A 14,580-nucleotide genomic window follows, 5' to 3' on the forward strand; every position below is an offset into this window, starting at 1 on the left:
GCACGTCGCACGACCGCGCATGAGCGAGAATCGAGCCATGACGCAGCACCGGGACCCCACACTCGAGGTCGACGTCCTCGGCGACCCCTACTTCGCCGAGACCCTCCAGCTGGCCGACGACGACGAGGGCGAGGTCGTCGCCACGCTCGTGTCCCGCCGCGCGGCCGGCCCCACCACGCGCGCCGTCCTGCACCTGCACGGCTTCGCCGACTACTTCTTCCAGACCCCGGCCGCGGACTACTGGACCGGGCGCGGCTACGACTTCTACGCGCTCGACCTGCGCAAGTACGGCCGCTCGCTGCGCCCGCACCAGACCCCCAACTTCGTCACCGACCTCGCGCACTACTTCGAGGAGGTCGACGAGGCGATGCGCCGCGTCACCGAGCGCGACGGGCACGACCACGTGATCGTGACCGCGCACTCCACCGGCGGCCTCATCGCCCCGCTGTGGGCCGACGCCCGCAAGCCGCCTATAGCCGGGATGGTCCTGAACTCCCCCTGGCTCGACCTCCACGGCAGCTTCCTGCTCCGCACCGCGGGTACCACGGCGATCGACCAGGTCGGCGCGCGCCGGCCCTACCTGACCATCCCCCGCAACGTGTCGGGGCTGTACGCCGAGAGCCTGCACCGCGACCACCGCGGCGAGTGGGACTTCAACCTCGACTGGAAGCCCCTGGAGAGCTGGCCGGTGTACGCCGGCTGGCTGCGCGCCGTACGCCGCGGCCACGCCAAGGTGCACCGCGGGGTGGACGTCGGAGCGCCGGTGCTCGTGCTCACCTCGGGCGCGAGCTCCTACCCCAAGGAGTGGGACGAGAGCGTCGAGCAGCACGACATCGTGCTCAACGTCGAGCAGATCCGGAAGTGGGCGCACAAGCTGGCCGAGCACGTGACGCTGACCCGGGTCCCGGGCGCGCTGCACGACGTCACGCTGTCCGCCGAGCCGGTCCGGCGCCGGGCCTTCGAGGAGGTCACCCGCTGGCACGACGCCTACGTCGAGTAGGGCCGCTCCCGCGCCGAAAGCCGTGGGCGACTGTCGGTCGCGGCCCCTAGGGTGACCGGCATGACCCTCGCCAAGGACGCCTGCCTCGCCGCGATCGCCGAGCACAGCGCCGGGTTCGCCGCCGCCAGCCGCGACAACCTCGCCGCCCCCGTCGAGCACTGCCCCGGCTGGAGCGTGGCCGACCTGGTCTGGCACCTGACCGAGGTGCAGTGGTTCTGGGGGACCATCGTGGAGCAGCGGCTCGCGGCTCCGCCGGACGAGTCCCTTCGCCCCGCCCGACGCCCCGACGGCGAGCTCGTGGCAGCGTTCGAGCAGGGCGCCGAGCGGCTCGTCAGGGCGCTCGCGGCCGCCGACCCGGCCGACCCGGTGTGGACCTGGGCCCCGGCCCAGGCCGACGTCGGCTTCGTGCTGCGGCACCAGGTGCAGGAGGCCGCGGTGCACCACTGGGACGCAGCCCACGCCGCCGGCTGCTCGTTCACGGTCGACCCGGCCGTGGCAGCCGACGCCGTCGAGGAGTTCCTGACCTTCTCGGTCTCCAGCGACGCCGACCCCGCGGAGCCCGGCCGGCCGGCGCTCGACGGGACGCTGGTGCTGCGCGCCACGGACGTCGGCACGGCCTGGACGGTCACCGACGGAGCGGCCCCCGGCACCACGCGGTGGGAGCGCGGGTCCGACGACGGCGCACCGGCGGTCACCGGCACCGCGTGGGACCTGCTGCTCTGGCTCTACGACCGGGTCGCCCTCGACACAGGCACGCTCCCGGGCGACCTCCTCGACCGCTTCCGGGGGCTCTGCTTCACCGACTGACGACCCCTTTCCGCAGGTCCAGACCGGTGCGCGTACCGGCCCGGCCCCGCGCACCAGGTGGGACAATGGGAGGTCGGAACACCCCACGGGGGTCGGTACCATGAGCGCACGTCGCCGCCTCCTGGCCCTGCTGCTCCCCTGTCTGCTGGTCGTGGGCTGCGCCGGTGGTGAGTTGGCGCCGAAGCCGGAACCGGCCCGGGACCGCGTCCGGGCAGCCGTCACGGGCACCGAGCCGCTGGCCCGGATCCGAGGGCCGCTCGTGGTCGCCGCCGGCGACATCGCCTGCCCGCCGGGGGAGTCCGTGACCGAGGACGGCTGTCGGCATCGCAAGACCGCGCGGCTGGCCAGGTCCTTCAAACCCCGCCGAGTGCTGCTCCTGGGCGACACGCAGTACGACGACGCCAAGCCCGCCGAGTACCGGAAGTCGTTCGACTCCTCCTGGGGCACGATGCGGGGGCTGCGGCCCGTGCCGGGTAACCACGAGTACCACACCCACCACGCGCGGGGTTACTACCTCTACTTCCGGGATCAGTCGCCCTCGCACCCCGGCTGGTACTCCTTCCGGGTCGGCAGCTGGCGCATCTTCGCGCTGAACAGCAACTGCGGCGAGGTGAGCTGCCACAAGCAGAGCCGCTGGCTCAACTGGGCGATGAAGCGCTTCGACAGACGCTGCTCGGCGATCATGATGCACCACCCGAGGTACTCCTCCGGCGACGTCCACGGGAGCACGACGGAGGTCAAGGCGCTCTGGGAGGTCGCCCTGCGGCACCGCACCGACGTCGCCCTTGCCGGCCACGATCACGTCTACGAGCGCTTCCGGCGGATGAACGCCGCCGGCCAGCCGGCGAAGCACGGGATCCTGTCCTTCGTCGCGGGTGCCGGCGGCAGGAGCCTCTACGGTTTCGACCGGCCGGAGCAGGGGTCGCTCGTGCGCGACAACCGGGCGGCCGGGGTCCTCGCGCTACGCCTCGGCCAGCGCGGGTTCGCCTGGAAGTACCGCACCATCGACGGCCGCACCGTCGACGCGGGCATGCGCCGCTGCGTCTGACCGGCGTCCGGGCGCGTCAGCCGACGAGGAAGGCGGTCAGCGCGGCCACGCCGACGAGCACGATCACGATCCGCAGCGCCAGGGGCGGCAGGCGGCGTCCCACGGTGGCACCCACCTGGCCGCCGACGACCGAGCCGACCGCGATCAGCGCGGCGACGACCCAGTCGACCTCGGCGACGGCCATGAAGATCACCGCGGCCACGCCGTTCACCAGTCCGGCGAGCACGTTCTTGACGGCGTTGAGCCGCTGCAGGGTCTCCTGGATGCCGATGCCCATCACGGCCATCAGCAGCACGCCCTGCGCCGCCCCGAAGTAGCCGCCGTACACGCCGGTCGCGAACACCAGCACCCACACCCAGAGCGGGCCGTGCTCGTGCACCGTTCCGCGGCCCTCCCTGCGCAGGGCAACCCGGCGGCTGATGGTCGGCTGCAGCACGACCAGCAGGCAGCCCAGGCCGATGAGGACGGGCACGATCGCGCTGAACGCCTCCTCGGGAAGGGCCAGCAGCAGCACCGCCCCGACGATGCCGCCGAGCAGGGAGGCGCTCGCCAGCCGGATCAGCCGTGCCCGCTGCCCGACGAGCTCGCGGCGGTAGCCGATCGCGCCGGACACCGAGCCCGGCACCAGGCCGATCGTGTTCGACACGTTGGCCGTCACCGGCGGCACGCCGAACGCGAGGAGGGTCGGGAACGTGATCAGCGTTCCCGACCCCACCACGGTGTTGATGGTGCCGGCCGCGACCCCCGCGAGGAGGACCGCGGTCATCTCCAGGAGCGTCACTGCGGCGGCGTGCTCCCGGCTCCGCCGTCGGTGGTCGGGGGCACGTCACCGGCCGCCGGCGACCTCGTACCGCGCTCGGACTCCTGCGCGGCCGCGATGGCCTCCTCGACGGCGCTGTGCGTGTCCGCGAGGGCGCGCCTGTTGTCCGCCTCGATCGTCGCCACGTCGGGCACCGTGGAGCCCATGTCGACCCGCTTGGCGGGACCGTCCACGTCGTCCGGGATACCCCGCATGCTGTTCATCGTGGAGCCGAGACCCTCGAGGGCCTTGCCGATCTCGCTGGGCACGATCCACACCTTGTTGGCGTCGCCCTCGGCGATCTTCGGCATCATCTGGAGGTACTGGTAGGCCAGCAGCGACTGGTCCGGGCGGCCGTCGTGGATCGCCTGGAACACCGTCTGGATCGCCTGCCCCTCACCCTGCGCGCGGAGGATCTGCGACTCCCGGTCGGCCTGGGCGCGGAGGATCTGCGACTCCCGGGCACCCTCGGCGTTGAGGATCGCGGACTGCTTCGAGCCCTCCGCGGTGAGGATGGCGGCCTGGCGCTGCCCCTCGGCGGTGAGGATGACCGCGCGCTTCTCGCGGTCGGCCCGCATCTGCTTCTCCATCGAGTCCTTGATCGACGGCGGCGGGTCGATGCCCTTGAGCTCGACCCGGTTCACGCGGATGCCCCACTTGCCGGTGGCCTCGTCCAGGACGCCGCGGAGCCGGCTGTTGATCGCGTCGCGGCTGGTCAGCGTCTCCTCGAGGTCCATGCCGCCGACGATGTTGCGCAGCGTGGTCATGGTCAGCTGCTCCACGGCCTGGATGTAGTTGGCGATCTCGTACGTCGCCGAGATCGGGTCGGTGACCTGGAAGTAGATGACCGTGTCGATCGAGACCACCAGGTTGTCCTCGGTGATCACCGGCTGCGGCGGGAACGAGACCACCTGCTCGCGCAGGTCGATCATGTACCGGACCTTGTCCACGAACGGGACCACGACGTTCAGCCCCGCGGGCAGCGTCGCCTTGTACTTGCCGAACCGCTCGACGATCCCGGCCCGGGCCTGCGGCACGATGCGGATCGTCTTGGCCATCACGGCCACGGCGAACAGCACCAGCAGGACGATCAGCACCAAGATGCCTACGCCGTCCATGGTGTCCCCTCTCTGTCACTCTTTCGTTGGTGCGGTGCCACGTCGTGGCACCGATCTCAGGGACCGATCTCCGGCACCTTGTGCACGTAGGCGGTCGCGCCCTTGATCTCGAACACGTCGACCTTCGCCCCGGGCTCGATCACCGCGGTGTCGTCGTACGGGCGGGCGGTCCACAGCTCCCCGCCGATCCGGACCTGGCCACCTTGCGAGGAGACCTCGTCGACGACCACGCCCTGCTTCCCGACCAGGGCGGCGTGGCCCAGCGTCAGCTCGGGACCGGAGTGGAGCCGCTTGACGATGTTGGGGCGGACCAGGGCGAGCATGCCGACGGCAGCGGCGACGGCGGCCAGGGCCTGGATCGCGAACGGCAGCCCGACCAGCGCGGCGGCCATGCCGACCACGGCACCGACCGCCATCATCAGCAGGACCAGGTCGAGGCTGAACAGCTCGGCCACGCCGAGGGCGATGGCCACGCCGAGCCACGCCTGCCATTCTTGGAACCACTCCGGGAGCATGCTCCCAAGACTAGTCAGTCCGTACGGTGCCGGACGCGACGGCGCGCGGCCCAGCGCCCGTCGTCGTGATGCAGCTGCAGCGGCATGCCGAACGTGGCGGCCAGGATCTCCTCGGTCATCACGTACTCCAGCGGCCCGGCCGCGACCGCCCGCCCCTGGCGCAGCAGCAGCGCGTGGGTGAACCCGGGCGGGATCTCCTCGACGTGGTGGGAGACGAGCACCGTCGCCGGGGACGTCTCGTCCATCGCCAGCACCGACAGCGTGGACACCAGGTCCTCGCGGCCACCGAGGTCCAGTCCGGCGGCGGGCTCGTCGAGCAGCAGCACCTCGGGGTCGGTCATCAGCGCCCGGGCGATCTGGACCCGCTTGCGCTCGCCCTCGCTCAGGGTGCCGAAGGTGCGGTCGAGCAGGTGCCCGGCGCCGACCTCGGTGAGCAGCTCCGCGGCCCGCGCGTGGTCGAGCTCGTCGTAGTGCTCGCGCCAGCGGCCGATCACGCTGTACGACGCGGAGACCACCACGTCGCGGACCAGCTCGTGGCGCGGGATCCGGTCCGCGAGGGCGGCGCTGGTGAGGCCGATCCGCGGCCGCAGGTCGAACACGTCGACCGTGCCGAGCACCTCGCCGAGCACCCCGGCCACCCCGGACGTGGGGTGGATCTGCGCGGAGGCGACCTGGAGCAGCGTGGTCTTCCCTGCGCCGTTCGGGCCGAGGACCACCCAGCGCTCGTCCTCCTCCACCGTCCAGTCGATGCCCTCCAGGAGCGTCGCCTGACCACGTGTGACGGTGACGTCGGCGAACTCGATTACGGCGTCCATGGATCCCTCGTGTGGTCGGTGCGTCCGGCAGGATGGCGGGCTGTCCAAACCTACGTCACCGGCCCGCGGCGCGCCCAGGCGGACACACGTAGCCTGGGGCGCGTGAACGACCGCGCCACCTTGCCGATGTCCGCGAACCTCGCCCTCTGGTTCTCCGCGTGGGTGTCGGGACGGGTCAGCCTCGACGACGCCCGCGACGCGATCGTCGGCGACGACACCGCCCACCACGTGGCCGGCCTGCCCGGCGAGGACGACGCCGTCCCGCTGATCCTCGCGCTCGGCCGGCTGCGCGCGGAGGGCGCCACCGGCGCCGGGCTCGCCCTGCCCGTCCCCGGCGACCCGCTCGGGCTCGCCGGCCCGGTCCCGTTCAACAACGACGTGCTGGAGGCCGGCGAGGGGGTCGTGCTCTCCGGCTGCGACGGCGGCCTGGTCCCGCACCGGGCCGGGGTCGGCGTGGTGTGGACCTACCACCGGGCCACCTCCCGGCGCCAGGTGCCGGACCCGGGTGAGGCGGACACCTCCCTGCGCCGGGCCCTGCTGACCGCGGCGAACACGCTCGCCGAGCTCGAGGTGGCACGGTGGCGTCCCGAGGTGGCGGACGAGCTGATGGCGCTGCGCAGTACCTCGGACCTGCGCTTCCCGCCGGAGACCGGGGCCCGGGCGGTGAAGCTGGCCTCGCTGTCCGTGCGGTGCATCCGCATCGTCGACCTGGCCCTGGCCGACGACGGCGCCGCGGTCTCCGCGTCCGAGGCCGACCGCCGCCGGGCGGCCCTGTCCCCGCTGGACCACGCTGCGAGACGGGGCCTCGTCGCCGCCTGCTCGGCCCCGTGGGGGAGATAGCCTTCAGCCCGTCATGAGAACCGACGACGCCGCCGCGCCCCGCCCCCAGACGCTCCTGATCACGCTCACCGGCAAGGACCGGCCGGGGGTGACCTCCACGGTCTTCTCCACCCTCGCCGGGTTCGGGGTCGAGGTCCTCGACATCGAGCAGATCGTGCTCCGTCGCCGCCTGGTGCTGGGTGTGCTGGTCTCCCTGCCGCGGGACGTGAAGGCGCTCCGCGCGGCGATGGACCGGGTGGCCGCCGAGCTCGACATGCACGTGGAGGTGGACCGCGGCACCGGCGACAACCGTGACCGGCCGCAGGGTCGCAGCCACGTCACGGTGCTGGGCATGCCGCTCAGGCCCGCCGCGGTCGCGGCGATCGCCGGACGGATCGCCGACACCGGCGCCAACATCGACCGGATCGAGCGGATGGCCCGCTACCCCGTCACCGCGATCGACCTGCACGTCTCCGGCGCCGACCCCGACCGGTTGCGGGTGCTGCTCTCCGAGGAGGCGGCCCGGCAGGCGGTCGACGTGGCGGTGCAGCCGGCGAACCTGCTCCGGCACGGCATGCGGCTGATCGTGATGGACGTCGACTCCACGCTGGTGCAGGGCGAGGTCATCGAGATGCTCGCCGAGCACGCCGGCTGCCTCGAGGAGGTGGCCAAGGTCACCGAGGCCGCGATGCGCGGGGAGCTGGACTTCGAGCAGTCCCTGCGGGAGCGGGTCTCGCTGCTCGCCGGCCTCGACGCGTCGGTGCTCGACCGGGTGTACGCCGGAATCCAGCTCGCCCCCGGTGCGCGCACCATGGTCCGCACCCTCAAGCGCCTCGGCTACCGGTTCGCGATCGTCTCCGGCGGGTTCTCCCAGGTGACCGACCAGATCGCGGCCGACCTCGGCATCGACTTCGCCTCGGCCAACGAGCTCGAGGTCGTCGACGGCAAGCTCACCGGTCGGATCGTCGGGCCGGTCGTGGATCGGGCCGGCAAGGCGACCGCGCTGCGCCGGTTCGCCGAGCGGGCCGGGGTGTCCACCGCCGCGACCATCGCGATCGGCGACGGCGCGAACGACCTCGACATGCTCGCCGCGGCCGGGCTCGGCATCGCCTTCAACGCCAAGCCCGTGGTGCAGCAGGCCGCCGACACCGCGGTGAACGTCCCCTACCTCGACTCGATCATCTACCTGCTCGGCATCAGCCGCGAGGAGGTCGAGGCCGCGGACGCGGAGATGGGGATCGTCACGCCCGCCCCGCCGCTGGCCTGACCCGCGCCCCCGTCGTACCCCTTGCCCGGCTCGTCACCGGTCCGGCCCGGCCGACCTGCCGGGTAGTTCGTGAGCAGAGCGCCTGACCCGCGTCCCGGCCGACCTGCCCGGGTAGTGCGTGAGCAAACGGCTGTCCGCACCCGGGAAGACAGCCATCTGCTCACGAACCGAGCCGTGCCAGCCGGTCTAGCCGAGGAGTACCGCAGGCCGGGCCCGGCCTTCCTCCCGGCCGACGACCTGCCGCCCTCGGTGCTCGCGCTCGCCTGGGACCCGCGCCGTACGACGGACGCCGCGACCCGGCTCGCCCGTCTCGCCGGCAGCCGGCGCGAGAGCTAGCCGCGGCCGACGTAGAAGTCGACCAGCCGGCCGGTCTCGGGGCCGAGCTCGGCCCAGGGCACCTCCACCTCGAGCACGGCCAGGCATCCGGGCGGGTACCCCTGGAGCAGCTGGGCCTGCGCGTCCGGCTCTCCCTCCCCGTCCTCGAGCAGGTGCGCGAGGTAGGCCACGGTCGGGTTGTGCCCCACGAAGATCACCGTCCCGGCCGACTCCGGCACCGCGCTCAGCGCCTCCATCACGACGTCGGGGCTGCCGGTGTACGTCGCGTCGTCGAACACCGGCCCGAGGTCCGAGCCGGCCCCCTCGGCCACCGCGGCCCAGGTCTCCCGGGCGCGCTTCGCCGAGGAGACCAGCGCGTGGTCGGGCAGCATGGAGCGCTCGGCGAGGTGGCGTCCCGCGTCGGCGGCGTCCTTCCTGCCGCGCTCCGTGAGGACCCGGTCGTGGTCCGTGGTCGCGAACGGCTCGGCCTTCGCGTGCCGCATGAGGATGAGTCGCCGCCGGTTGGTCACGAGCCCCACTTTCTCACCACGTAGGCTGCCCTGCATGCCGAATGGACTCGATGAGCAGGATGCAGCCGCGGACAGGGATCCGCAGCCCGGCGTCACCCCAGGACCCGGACCGCTGATGGCCATCGGAGGCGCGGAGGACAAGCTCGGGAAGCGCACCGTGCTGGCCTCCTTCGTCGAGCACGCGGGCGGTGAGCACGCCCGGATCGCGGTGGTGCCGACCGCCTCGTCGCTCGGCCCGGAGGTCGTCGAGGTCTACGACGCGCTCTTCCGCAAGCTCGGCGCCGCGGACGTCATCGCCGCACGGCCGGAGACCCGCGAGGAGGCCAACGACCCCGGGCTCGTCGCCCGGCTCGACACCGTGACCGGCATCTTCATGACCGGCGGAAACCAGCTGAAGCTGTCCGCGGTGATCAGCGGGACCGCGTTCGGCGACGCGATCAAGGCCGCCCACGAGCGCGGCGTCGTGGTCGCCGGCACCTCCGCCGGCGCCAGCATCCAGTCCTCGCACATGGTGGCCTTCGGCCCCGGCGGCCAGACCCCCAAGCAGCGGATGACCCAGGTCGCCGCCGGGCTCGGCCTCGTCGACAGCTGCGTGATCGACCAGCACTTCGGCCAGCGCAACCGGTACGGTCGGCTGCTGATGATCGTCGCGCAGAGCCCCAGCCTCCTCGGCATCGGCGTCGACGAGGACACCGCCGCCGTGATCACCCACACCGGCGGCGAGGACCTGCTCACCGTCGAGGGCCGCGGAGCGGTCACCATCTTCGACGGCCGCGCGATCGTGTCCAACGCCCACGAGGCCCGCAAGACCGCACCGCTGCTGGCCTCCGGCGTGGTGATGCACGTCCTGCCGGAGGGCTCGGTGTTCGACCTCACCGAGCGCCGCCTGGTCCGCCAGCAGGCCGAGGTCGACCCTTCCGAGGCCGAGGAGCTCGCGGTTGCGGGCCGGGACCTCAGACGCTTGGCTCGTGACATCGCCGCGGGCGACGTGTCCCCCACCCAGCTGCGCCGCCGCCGCGCCCGTCAACACCCCGAAGGAGAGCGTGCATGACCGAGCAGGTCCGTCCCGCCACCCGCCCGTCGCCCGACCTGGCCATCCTGGAGACCCGCGTCTACCGGGGCGCCAACGTCTGGTCCTACGACAAGGCGATCCACCTCGTGGTCGACCTGGGCTCACTGGAGGACTTCCCCACCAACACGCTGCCGGACTTCACCGACAACCTGCTGCAGATGCTCCCGGGCCTGCGTGAGCACTCGTGCTCCCGCGGCCGCCGCGGCGGGTTCGTCGAGCGCCTGAACGAGGGCACCTGGCTCGGCCATGTCGCCGAGCACATCGCGCTGTCGCTGCAGCAGGTCGTCGGCCACGACATCCGCCGCGGCAAGACCCGCTCGGTCAAGGGGCAGCGCGGCCGCTACAACGTCATCTACGGGTACGTCGACGAGCAGGTCGGGATCGCGGCGGCCCGGCTCGCCGTACGCCTGGTCAACCACCTGGTGCAGGCCGACCCGGAGTTCGACTTCGAGGCCGAGCTCGAGCAGTTCATCCTCCGCGCCGAGCGCACCGCCTTCGGGCCCTCGACGCAGGCGATCCTCGACGAGGCCGTCTCCCGCGACATCCCCTGGATCCGGCTGAACAAGCACTCGCTCGTGCAGCTCGGCCAGGGCGTGCACCAGAAGCGGATCCGCGCCACGATGACCTCGGCGACCAGCGCGATCGCGGTCGACGTGGCCTCCGACAAGGACCTCACCACCCGGCTGCTCGGCGCCGCCGGCCTCCCCGTCCCGAAGCAGGAGTCGGTGCGCACCGCCGACCAGGCCGTCGCGGTCGCGAACCGGATCGGCTACCCCGTGGTCTGCAAGCCGCTCGACGGCAACCACGGCCGCGGCGTGTGCCTGGACCTCCAGGACGCCGACGACGTCCGCGCCGCCTTCCCGGTCGCGCAGGACCAGTCGCGCCGCGGCTGGGTCATCGTCGAGTCGTTCATCACCGGCCGCGACTACCGCTGCCTGATCATCGACGGCAAGCTCGCCGCGGTCGCCGAGCGCGTGCCCGCGCACGTGGTCGGCGACGGGCACAGCACCGTCGAGCAGCTCGTCGAGCTCACCAACGCCGACCCGCGCCGCGGCGTGGGGCACGAGAAGGTGCTCACCCGGATCAAGGTCGACGACGCCGCGGTCGGGCTGCTCGCCGACCAGGGCTACAAGCTCGGGGACGTCCCGCCGGCCGGCGAGATGGTGAAGCTGACCCTGACGGGCAACATGTCGACCGGCGGCATCTCCATCGACCGCACCTTCGAGGCGCACCCGGAGAACGTCGAGATCGCCGAGGAGGCGGCCCGCGTGATCGGGCTCGACATCGCCGGCATCGACTTCATCTGTCCCGACATCACCGAGCCGGTCCGCGAGACCGGCGGCGCAATCTGCGAGGTCAACGCCGCCCCCGGCTTCCGGATGCACACGCACCCGACCATCGGCGACCCGCAGTTCATCTCCAAGCCGGTGGTGGACATGCTCTTCCCGCCGGGCGCCGCGAGCCGGATCCCGATCGTCGCGGTCACCGGCACCAACGGCAAGACCACCACCTCGCGGATGATCTCCCACATCTTCAAGGGGATGGGTCGCAAGGTCGGGATGACCTCCACCGACGGCGTGGTCATCGACGAGCGGCTCGTGATCCGCGCCGACGCCTCGGGCCCGAAGTCGGCCCGGATGGTGCTGCAGAACCCCCGCGTGGACTTCGCGGTGTTCGAGGTGGCCCGCGGCGGCATCCTGCGCGAGGGCCTCGGCTACGAGCGCAACGACGTCGCGGTGGTGCTCAACGTGCAGCCCGACCACCTCGGCCTGCGCGGCATCGACACCGTCGAGCAGCTCGCCGACGTCAAGGCCGTCCTGGTCGAGGCCGTGCCGCGCGACGGCCACGCGGTGCTCAACGCCGACGACCCGCTGGTGCGGGAGATGCGGCGACGCTGCTCGGGCCAGGTGGTCTGGTTCAGCATGGAGGAGCCCGGCTCCGAGGCCCGCGAGATGATCGACAAGCACTGCCGCCGCGGCGGCAAGGCCCTGGTCCTCGAGCCCAGCGAGCGCGGCGAGATGATCGTGGTCAAGCACGGCCGCCGTGAGATGCAGCTGGCCTGGACCCACCTGCTGCCGGCCACGTTCGGCGGCCGGGCCCGGATGAACGTGCAGAACACCCTGGCCGCGGCGGCTGCGGCGTTCGCCTCCGGCGCCCCGCTGCACGACATCCGGCAGGGCCTCCGGTCGTTCTCGACGAACTACTACCTCTCCCCCGGCCGGCTCAACGAGGTGGAGGTCAACGGCACCCACGTGATCGTCGACTACTGCCACAACGCCCCGGGCATGCGGATGCTCGGCGACTTCGTGGACCGGGTCGGTGAGTCGCTGAGCAGCACGAGCGAGCTGGGCAAGCCGTCCCGGATCGGCGTGATCGCCACCGCGGGCGACCGCCGCGACGACGACATGCGCGAGCTCGGGTCGGTCGCCGCCCAGCACTTCGACGTGCTCGTGGTCCGCGAGGACGTCGCCCTGCGCGGCCGGGATCGGGGTCAGACCGCCGAGCTGGTCGCCGAGGGCGTCCGGTCGGCGATCGCGGACGGTGCCCGCTGCCGGCAGGTCGAGGTCATCCACGAGGAGATCGAGGCCGTGCACCACGCGATGTCGCGGGCCAACCCCGGCGACCTCGTCGTCCTGTGCGTCGACAAGCACTCCGCGGTGATGGGCGAGCTGGAGAGCTGGTCCAAGCAGGCCCAGGCCGGGTCCGGCCCGGACGACACCACGGTCGGCGACCCGGACTTCAGCCCGCCGAGCCCTCCCGCGCAGCCTTGACCTTCACGCGCAGGGTGTCGGGGTCGTCGACCGTGAAGCCCTGCGCGGCCAGCCAGTCGTAGACGCCCTGGCGGTCCTCGTGGCACATCAGCCCCACCACGTCACCGGGTCGGGCCTGGGCCACGAGGGCCTCGAGGCCGGCGACCTCGGTCGGGTACGACGGCACGTCGGTCACCCCGACCCGGGCCGCACCGGCGCGGAACAGCGCGTCGAGCTCGTCGGTGGTGCGCCCGCGCAGGTAGCCCGCCTTGTGCGCGACCGCCACCACGTCGGCGTCGCGGGCGCCCATCTCGCCGAGCCGGTCGACGAGGTCGTCGGTGCGGTCGCCCACGGCGCCGAGGCCGAGCAGCAGCCGGCAGCCGGGGCGCCGTACGCCGTTCATGATCTCGGTGAGCGCCTCGAGCCCGGCCTCGTTGTGCGCGAGGTCGACCACGACGCTCACGTCCTCGCGGGAGAAGAAGTTCATGCGGCCCGGGTTGTGCTGCGGGTCCGGCCGGAACGTGGTGAGCCCCTCTCGCACCACCTCGCGTGACAGGCCCACCGCCAGCGCGGCCGAGGCAGCGGCGAGCGCGTTCTCCACGTTGAACCGGGACAGCCCGGCCAGGGTCATCGGGATGTCGACGACCTCGACGATCGGGTCGGGGTCGCCGTCGGCGGTGAGCACGCTCAGCCAGCCGTCGATGACCGTGGTGGCCCGGCCGCCCTCGCTCAGCACCTCGCGCACGGCGGGCGAGTCGGGGTCGCGGGAGAACACCCAGGGCCGGGCGCGCAGCGTCGTACGCATGGCGAGCACCCGGGGATCGTCGGCGTTGAGCACCGCCCAGCCGTCGGCGCGGGTGATCCGCGGGACCACGCCCTTGACCTCGGCGAGCTGGTCGAGGGTGTCGATGCCGTGCAGCCCGAGGTGGTCGGCGGAGACGTTGGTGACCACGGAGACGTTGTTGTAGGCCAGGCCGATGCCCTTGAGCAGGATGCCGCCGCGGGCGGTCTCGGTGACCGCGAGCTCGACCTCCTTGTGCGCGAGGACCCTCCCCGCGCCGCTCGGGCCGGAGTAGTCACCGGGCTCGACCAGGACCCCGTCGACGTAGATCCCGTCGGTGCTCGACCAGCCCACGTGCATGCCCTGGGTGCGCGCGATGTGCGCGACCATCCGCGAGGTGGTGGTCTTGCCGTTGGTGCCGGTGATCGCGACCACGGGCACCTTCGGCTTCAGCGTCGTGGGCCCGGGGCCCGGCTCGGACTCCCGGACCTTCCGTGCCGCTTCGTCCACCAGGCCCTCGAGGTCGGCGGTGGGCAGCGCGTCGAGCACCTCGGCGACGGCCCGGCCGAGCGCCTGCGCACGCAGCCGGTTGCGCCACGGGTAGGCGACCACGATCCGGTGCACGTCGTTCGTGGTGCGCACCCGCACGCCGAGCCGGCTGGTGCCGGCCTCGACGGCGACCGCCCGCACCAGGCGGGCCACCGCGCGGGTGGCGAACCGCTGCCGGAACCCGGTGCCCGCAGCCCCGGGACGGGCCTTGGTCAGGCCGATCCGCGAGGCGAACCGGGAGGCCCGGGCCTCGTCGGCCTCGACCAGGCCGGTCAGGTCCAGCGTCAGCTTGATCGCTGCGCGCGGGAAGTAGAGGTTGGGCCCCTCGAGGACCCGGAGCTCGACGAGTGAGGAAGACACCCCGGCACGCTACCCGAGCGTCTCCGGCGATGTTC

Annotated in this window: 14 protein-coding genes; 8 read left to right on the forward strand and 6 right to left on the reverse strand. The window is 72.6% G+C overall.

Annotated features, from left to right (window positions below; all coding sequences use genetic code 11):
• Positions 1-37 precede the first annotated feature (37 nt).
• From K1X13_RS01310 to K1X13_RS01320, 3 genes are all read left to right on the forward strand, one after another.
• Positions 38-1,000: an alpha/beta hydrolase gene (locus K1X13_RS01310; protein ID WP_221023245.1), complete on the forward strand. Its 963-nt coding sequence runs from the start codon at positions 38-40 to the stop codon at positions 998-1,000.
• A 60-nt stretch (positions 1,001-1,060) separates the two neighbouring features.
• Positions 1,061-1,807 carry a maleylpyruvate isomerase family mycothiol-dependent enzyme gene (locus tag K1X13_RS01315; protein WP_221023246.1) on the forward strand — a complete coding sequence of 249 codons (747 nt, stop codon included), beginning with the start codon at positions 1,061-1,063 and terminating at the stop codon, positions 1,805-1,807.
• Positions 1,808-1,907: 100 nt separating this feature from the next.
• On the forward strand, positions 1,908-2,855 hold the full coding sequence (locus K1X13_RS01320; RefSeq protein ID WP_221023247.1) for a metallophosphoesterase family protein: 948 nt from the start codon (positions 1,908-1,910) through the stop codon (positions 2,853-2,855).
• A gap of 16 nt (positions 2,856-2,871) precedes the next feature.
• Here the strand turns inward: K1X13_RS01320 and K1X13_RS01325 are convergent, their stop codons facing one another.
• From K1X13_RS01325 to K1X13_RS01340, 4 genes are read right to left on the reverse strand one after another with little or no spacing between them, the layout of a single operon-like run.
• Positions 2,872-3,621, reverse strand: a complete 750-nt coding sequence (locus K1X13_RS01325; protein WP_225914487.1) for a sulfite exporter TauE/SafE family protein — start codon at positions 3,619-3,621, stop codon at positions 2,872-2,874.
• 11 nt (positions 3,622-3,632) lie between these two features.
• Positions 3,633-4,772 carry an SPFH domain-containing protein gene (locus K1X13_RS01330; protein WP_221023249.1) on the reverse strand — a complete coding sequence of 380 codons (1,140 nt, stop codon included), beginning with the start codon at positions 4,770-4,772 and terminating at the stop codon, positions 3,633-3,635.
• A 56-nt stretch (positions 4,773-4,828) separates the two neighbouring features.
• Positions 4,829-5,287: an NfeD family protein gene (locus K1X13_RS01335; RefSeq protein ID WP_221023250.1), complete on the reverse strand. Its 459-nt coding sequence runs from the start codon at positions 5,285-5,287 to the stop codon at positions 4,829-4,831.
• A gap of 14 nt (positions 5,288-5,301) precedes the next feature.
• Positions 5,302-6,102, reverse strand: coding sequence for an ABC transporter ATP-binding protein (locus K1X13_RS01340; protein ID WP_221023251.1), 801 nt, complete (start codon positions 6,100-6,102; stop codon positions 5,302-5,304).
• Positions 6,103-6,204: 102 nt separating this feature from the next.
• Between K1X13_RS01340 and K1X13_RS01345 the strand changes: the two genes are divergently transcribed.
• From K1X13_RS01345 to K1X13_RS01355, 3 genes are all read left to right on the forward strand, one after another.
• Complete coding sequence (locus K1X13_RS01345; protein WP_308249327.1) at positions 6,205-6,942, forward strand: Rv1486c family protein; 738 nt, start codon at positions 6,205-6,207, stop codon at positions 6,940-6,942.
• A 13-nt stretch (positions 6,943-6,955) separates the two neighbouring features.
• On the forward strand, positions 6,956-8,188 hold the full coding sequence (serB, locus tag K1X13_RS01350; protein ID WP_221023252.1) for a phosphoserine phosphatase SerB: 1,233 nt from the start codon (positions 6,956-6,958) through the stop codon (positions 8,186-8,188).
• 174 nt (positions 8,189-8,362) lie between these two features.
• Positions 8,363-8,524: a hypothetical protein gene (locus K1X13_RS01355; protein ID WP_221023253.1), complete on the forward strand. Its 162-nt coding sequence runs from the start codon at positions 8,363-8,365 to the stop codon at positions 8,522-8,524.
• Here K1X13_RS01355 and K1X13_RS01360 read toward each other — a convergent pair.
• On the reverse strand, positions 8,521-9,033 hold the full coding sequence (locus K1X13_RS01360) for a SixA phosphatase family protein (protein ID WP_221023254.1): 513 nt from the start codon (positions 9,031-9,033) through the stop codon (positions 8,521-8,523). The genes K1X13_RS01355 and K1X13_RS01360 overlap by 4 nt on opposite strands.
• A gap of 34 nt (positions 9,034-9,067) precedes the next feature.
• Between K1X13_RS01360 and K1X13_RS01365 the strand changes: the two genes are divergently transcribed.
• Both K1X13_RS01365 and cphA read left to right on the forward strand, forming a co-directional pair.
• On the forward strand, positions 9,068-10,084 hold the full coding sequence (locus tag K1X13_RS01365; protein ID WP_221023255.1) for a cyanophycinase: 1,017 nt from the start codon (positions 9,068-9,070) through the stop codon (positions 10,082-10,084).
• Complete coding sequence (cphA, locus tag K1X13_RS01370; RefSeq protein ID WP_221023256.1) at positions 10,081-12,876, forward strand: cyanophycin synthetase; 2,796 nt, start codon at positions 10,081-10,083, stop codon at positions 12,874-12,876. Before K1X13_RS01365 ends, cphA begins: the two co-directional genes overlap by 4 nt.
• Here cphA and K1X13_RS01375 read toward each other — a convergent pair.
• Entirely contained in the window at positions 12,845-14,545 is a 1,701-nt protein-coding gene (locus tag K1X13_RS01375) for a Mur ligase family protein (protein WP_221023257.1), read from the reverse strand. The two genes, cphA and K1X13_RS01375, sit on opposite strands and share 32 nt — an antisense overlap.
• Between the last annotated feature and the right edge of the window lie 35 nt (positions 14,546-14,580).

It is taken from the genome of Nocardioides jiangsuensis (genome assembly GCF_019679455.1).
Lineage (GTDB): Bacteria > Actinomycetota > Actinomycetes > Propionibacteriales > Nocardioidaceae > Nocardioides_C > Nocardioides_C jiangsuensis.

What these genes read in the sequence shown, in the direction of transcription:
- K1X13_RS01310 (WP_221023245.1), top strand. Translation starts at nt 38, where the DNA reads ATGACGCAGCACCGGGACCCCACACTCGAGGTCGACGTCCTCGGCGAC.
- K1X13_RS01315 (WP_221023246.1), top strand. Translation starts at nt 1,061, where the DNA reads ATGACCCTCGCCAAGGACGCCTGCCTCGCCGCGATCGCCGAGCACAGC.
- K1X13_RS01320 (WP_221023247.1), top strand. Translation starts at nt 1,908, where the DNA reads ATGAGCGCACGTCGCCGCCTCCTGGCCCTGCTGCTCCCCTGTCTGCTG.
- K1X13_RS01325 (WP_225914487.1), bottom strand. Translation starts at nt 3,621, where the DNA reads ATGACCGCGGTCCTCCTCGCGGGGGTCGCGGCCGGCACCATCAACACC.
- K1X13_RS01330 (WP_221023249.1), bottom strand. Translation starts at nt 4,772, where the DNA reads ATGGACGGCGTAGGCATCTTGGTGCTGATCGTCCTGCTGGTGCTGTTC.
- K1X13_RS01335 (WP_221023250.1), bottom strand. Translation starts at nt 5,287, where the DNA reads ATGCTCCCGGAGTGGTTCCAAGAATGGCAGGCGTGGCTCGGCGTGGCC.
- K1X13_RS01340 (WP_221023251.1), bottom strand. Translation starts at nt 6,102, where the DNA reads ATGGACGCCGTAATCGAGTTCGCCGACGTCACCGTCACACGTGGTCAG.
- serB (WP_221023252.1), top strand. Translation starts at nt 6,956, where the DNA reads ATGAGAACCGACGACGCCGCCGCGCCCCGCCCCCAGACGCTCCTGATC.
- K1X13_RS01365 (WP_221023255.1), top strand. Translation starts at nt 9,068, where the DNA reads ATGCCGAATGGACTCGATGAGCAGGATGCAGCCGCGGACAGGGATCCG.
- cphA (WP_221023256.1), top strand. Translation starts at nt 10,081, where the DNA reads ATGACCGAGCAGGTCCGTCCCGCCACCCGCCCGTCGCCCGACCTGGCC.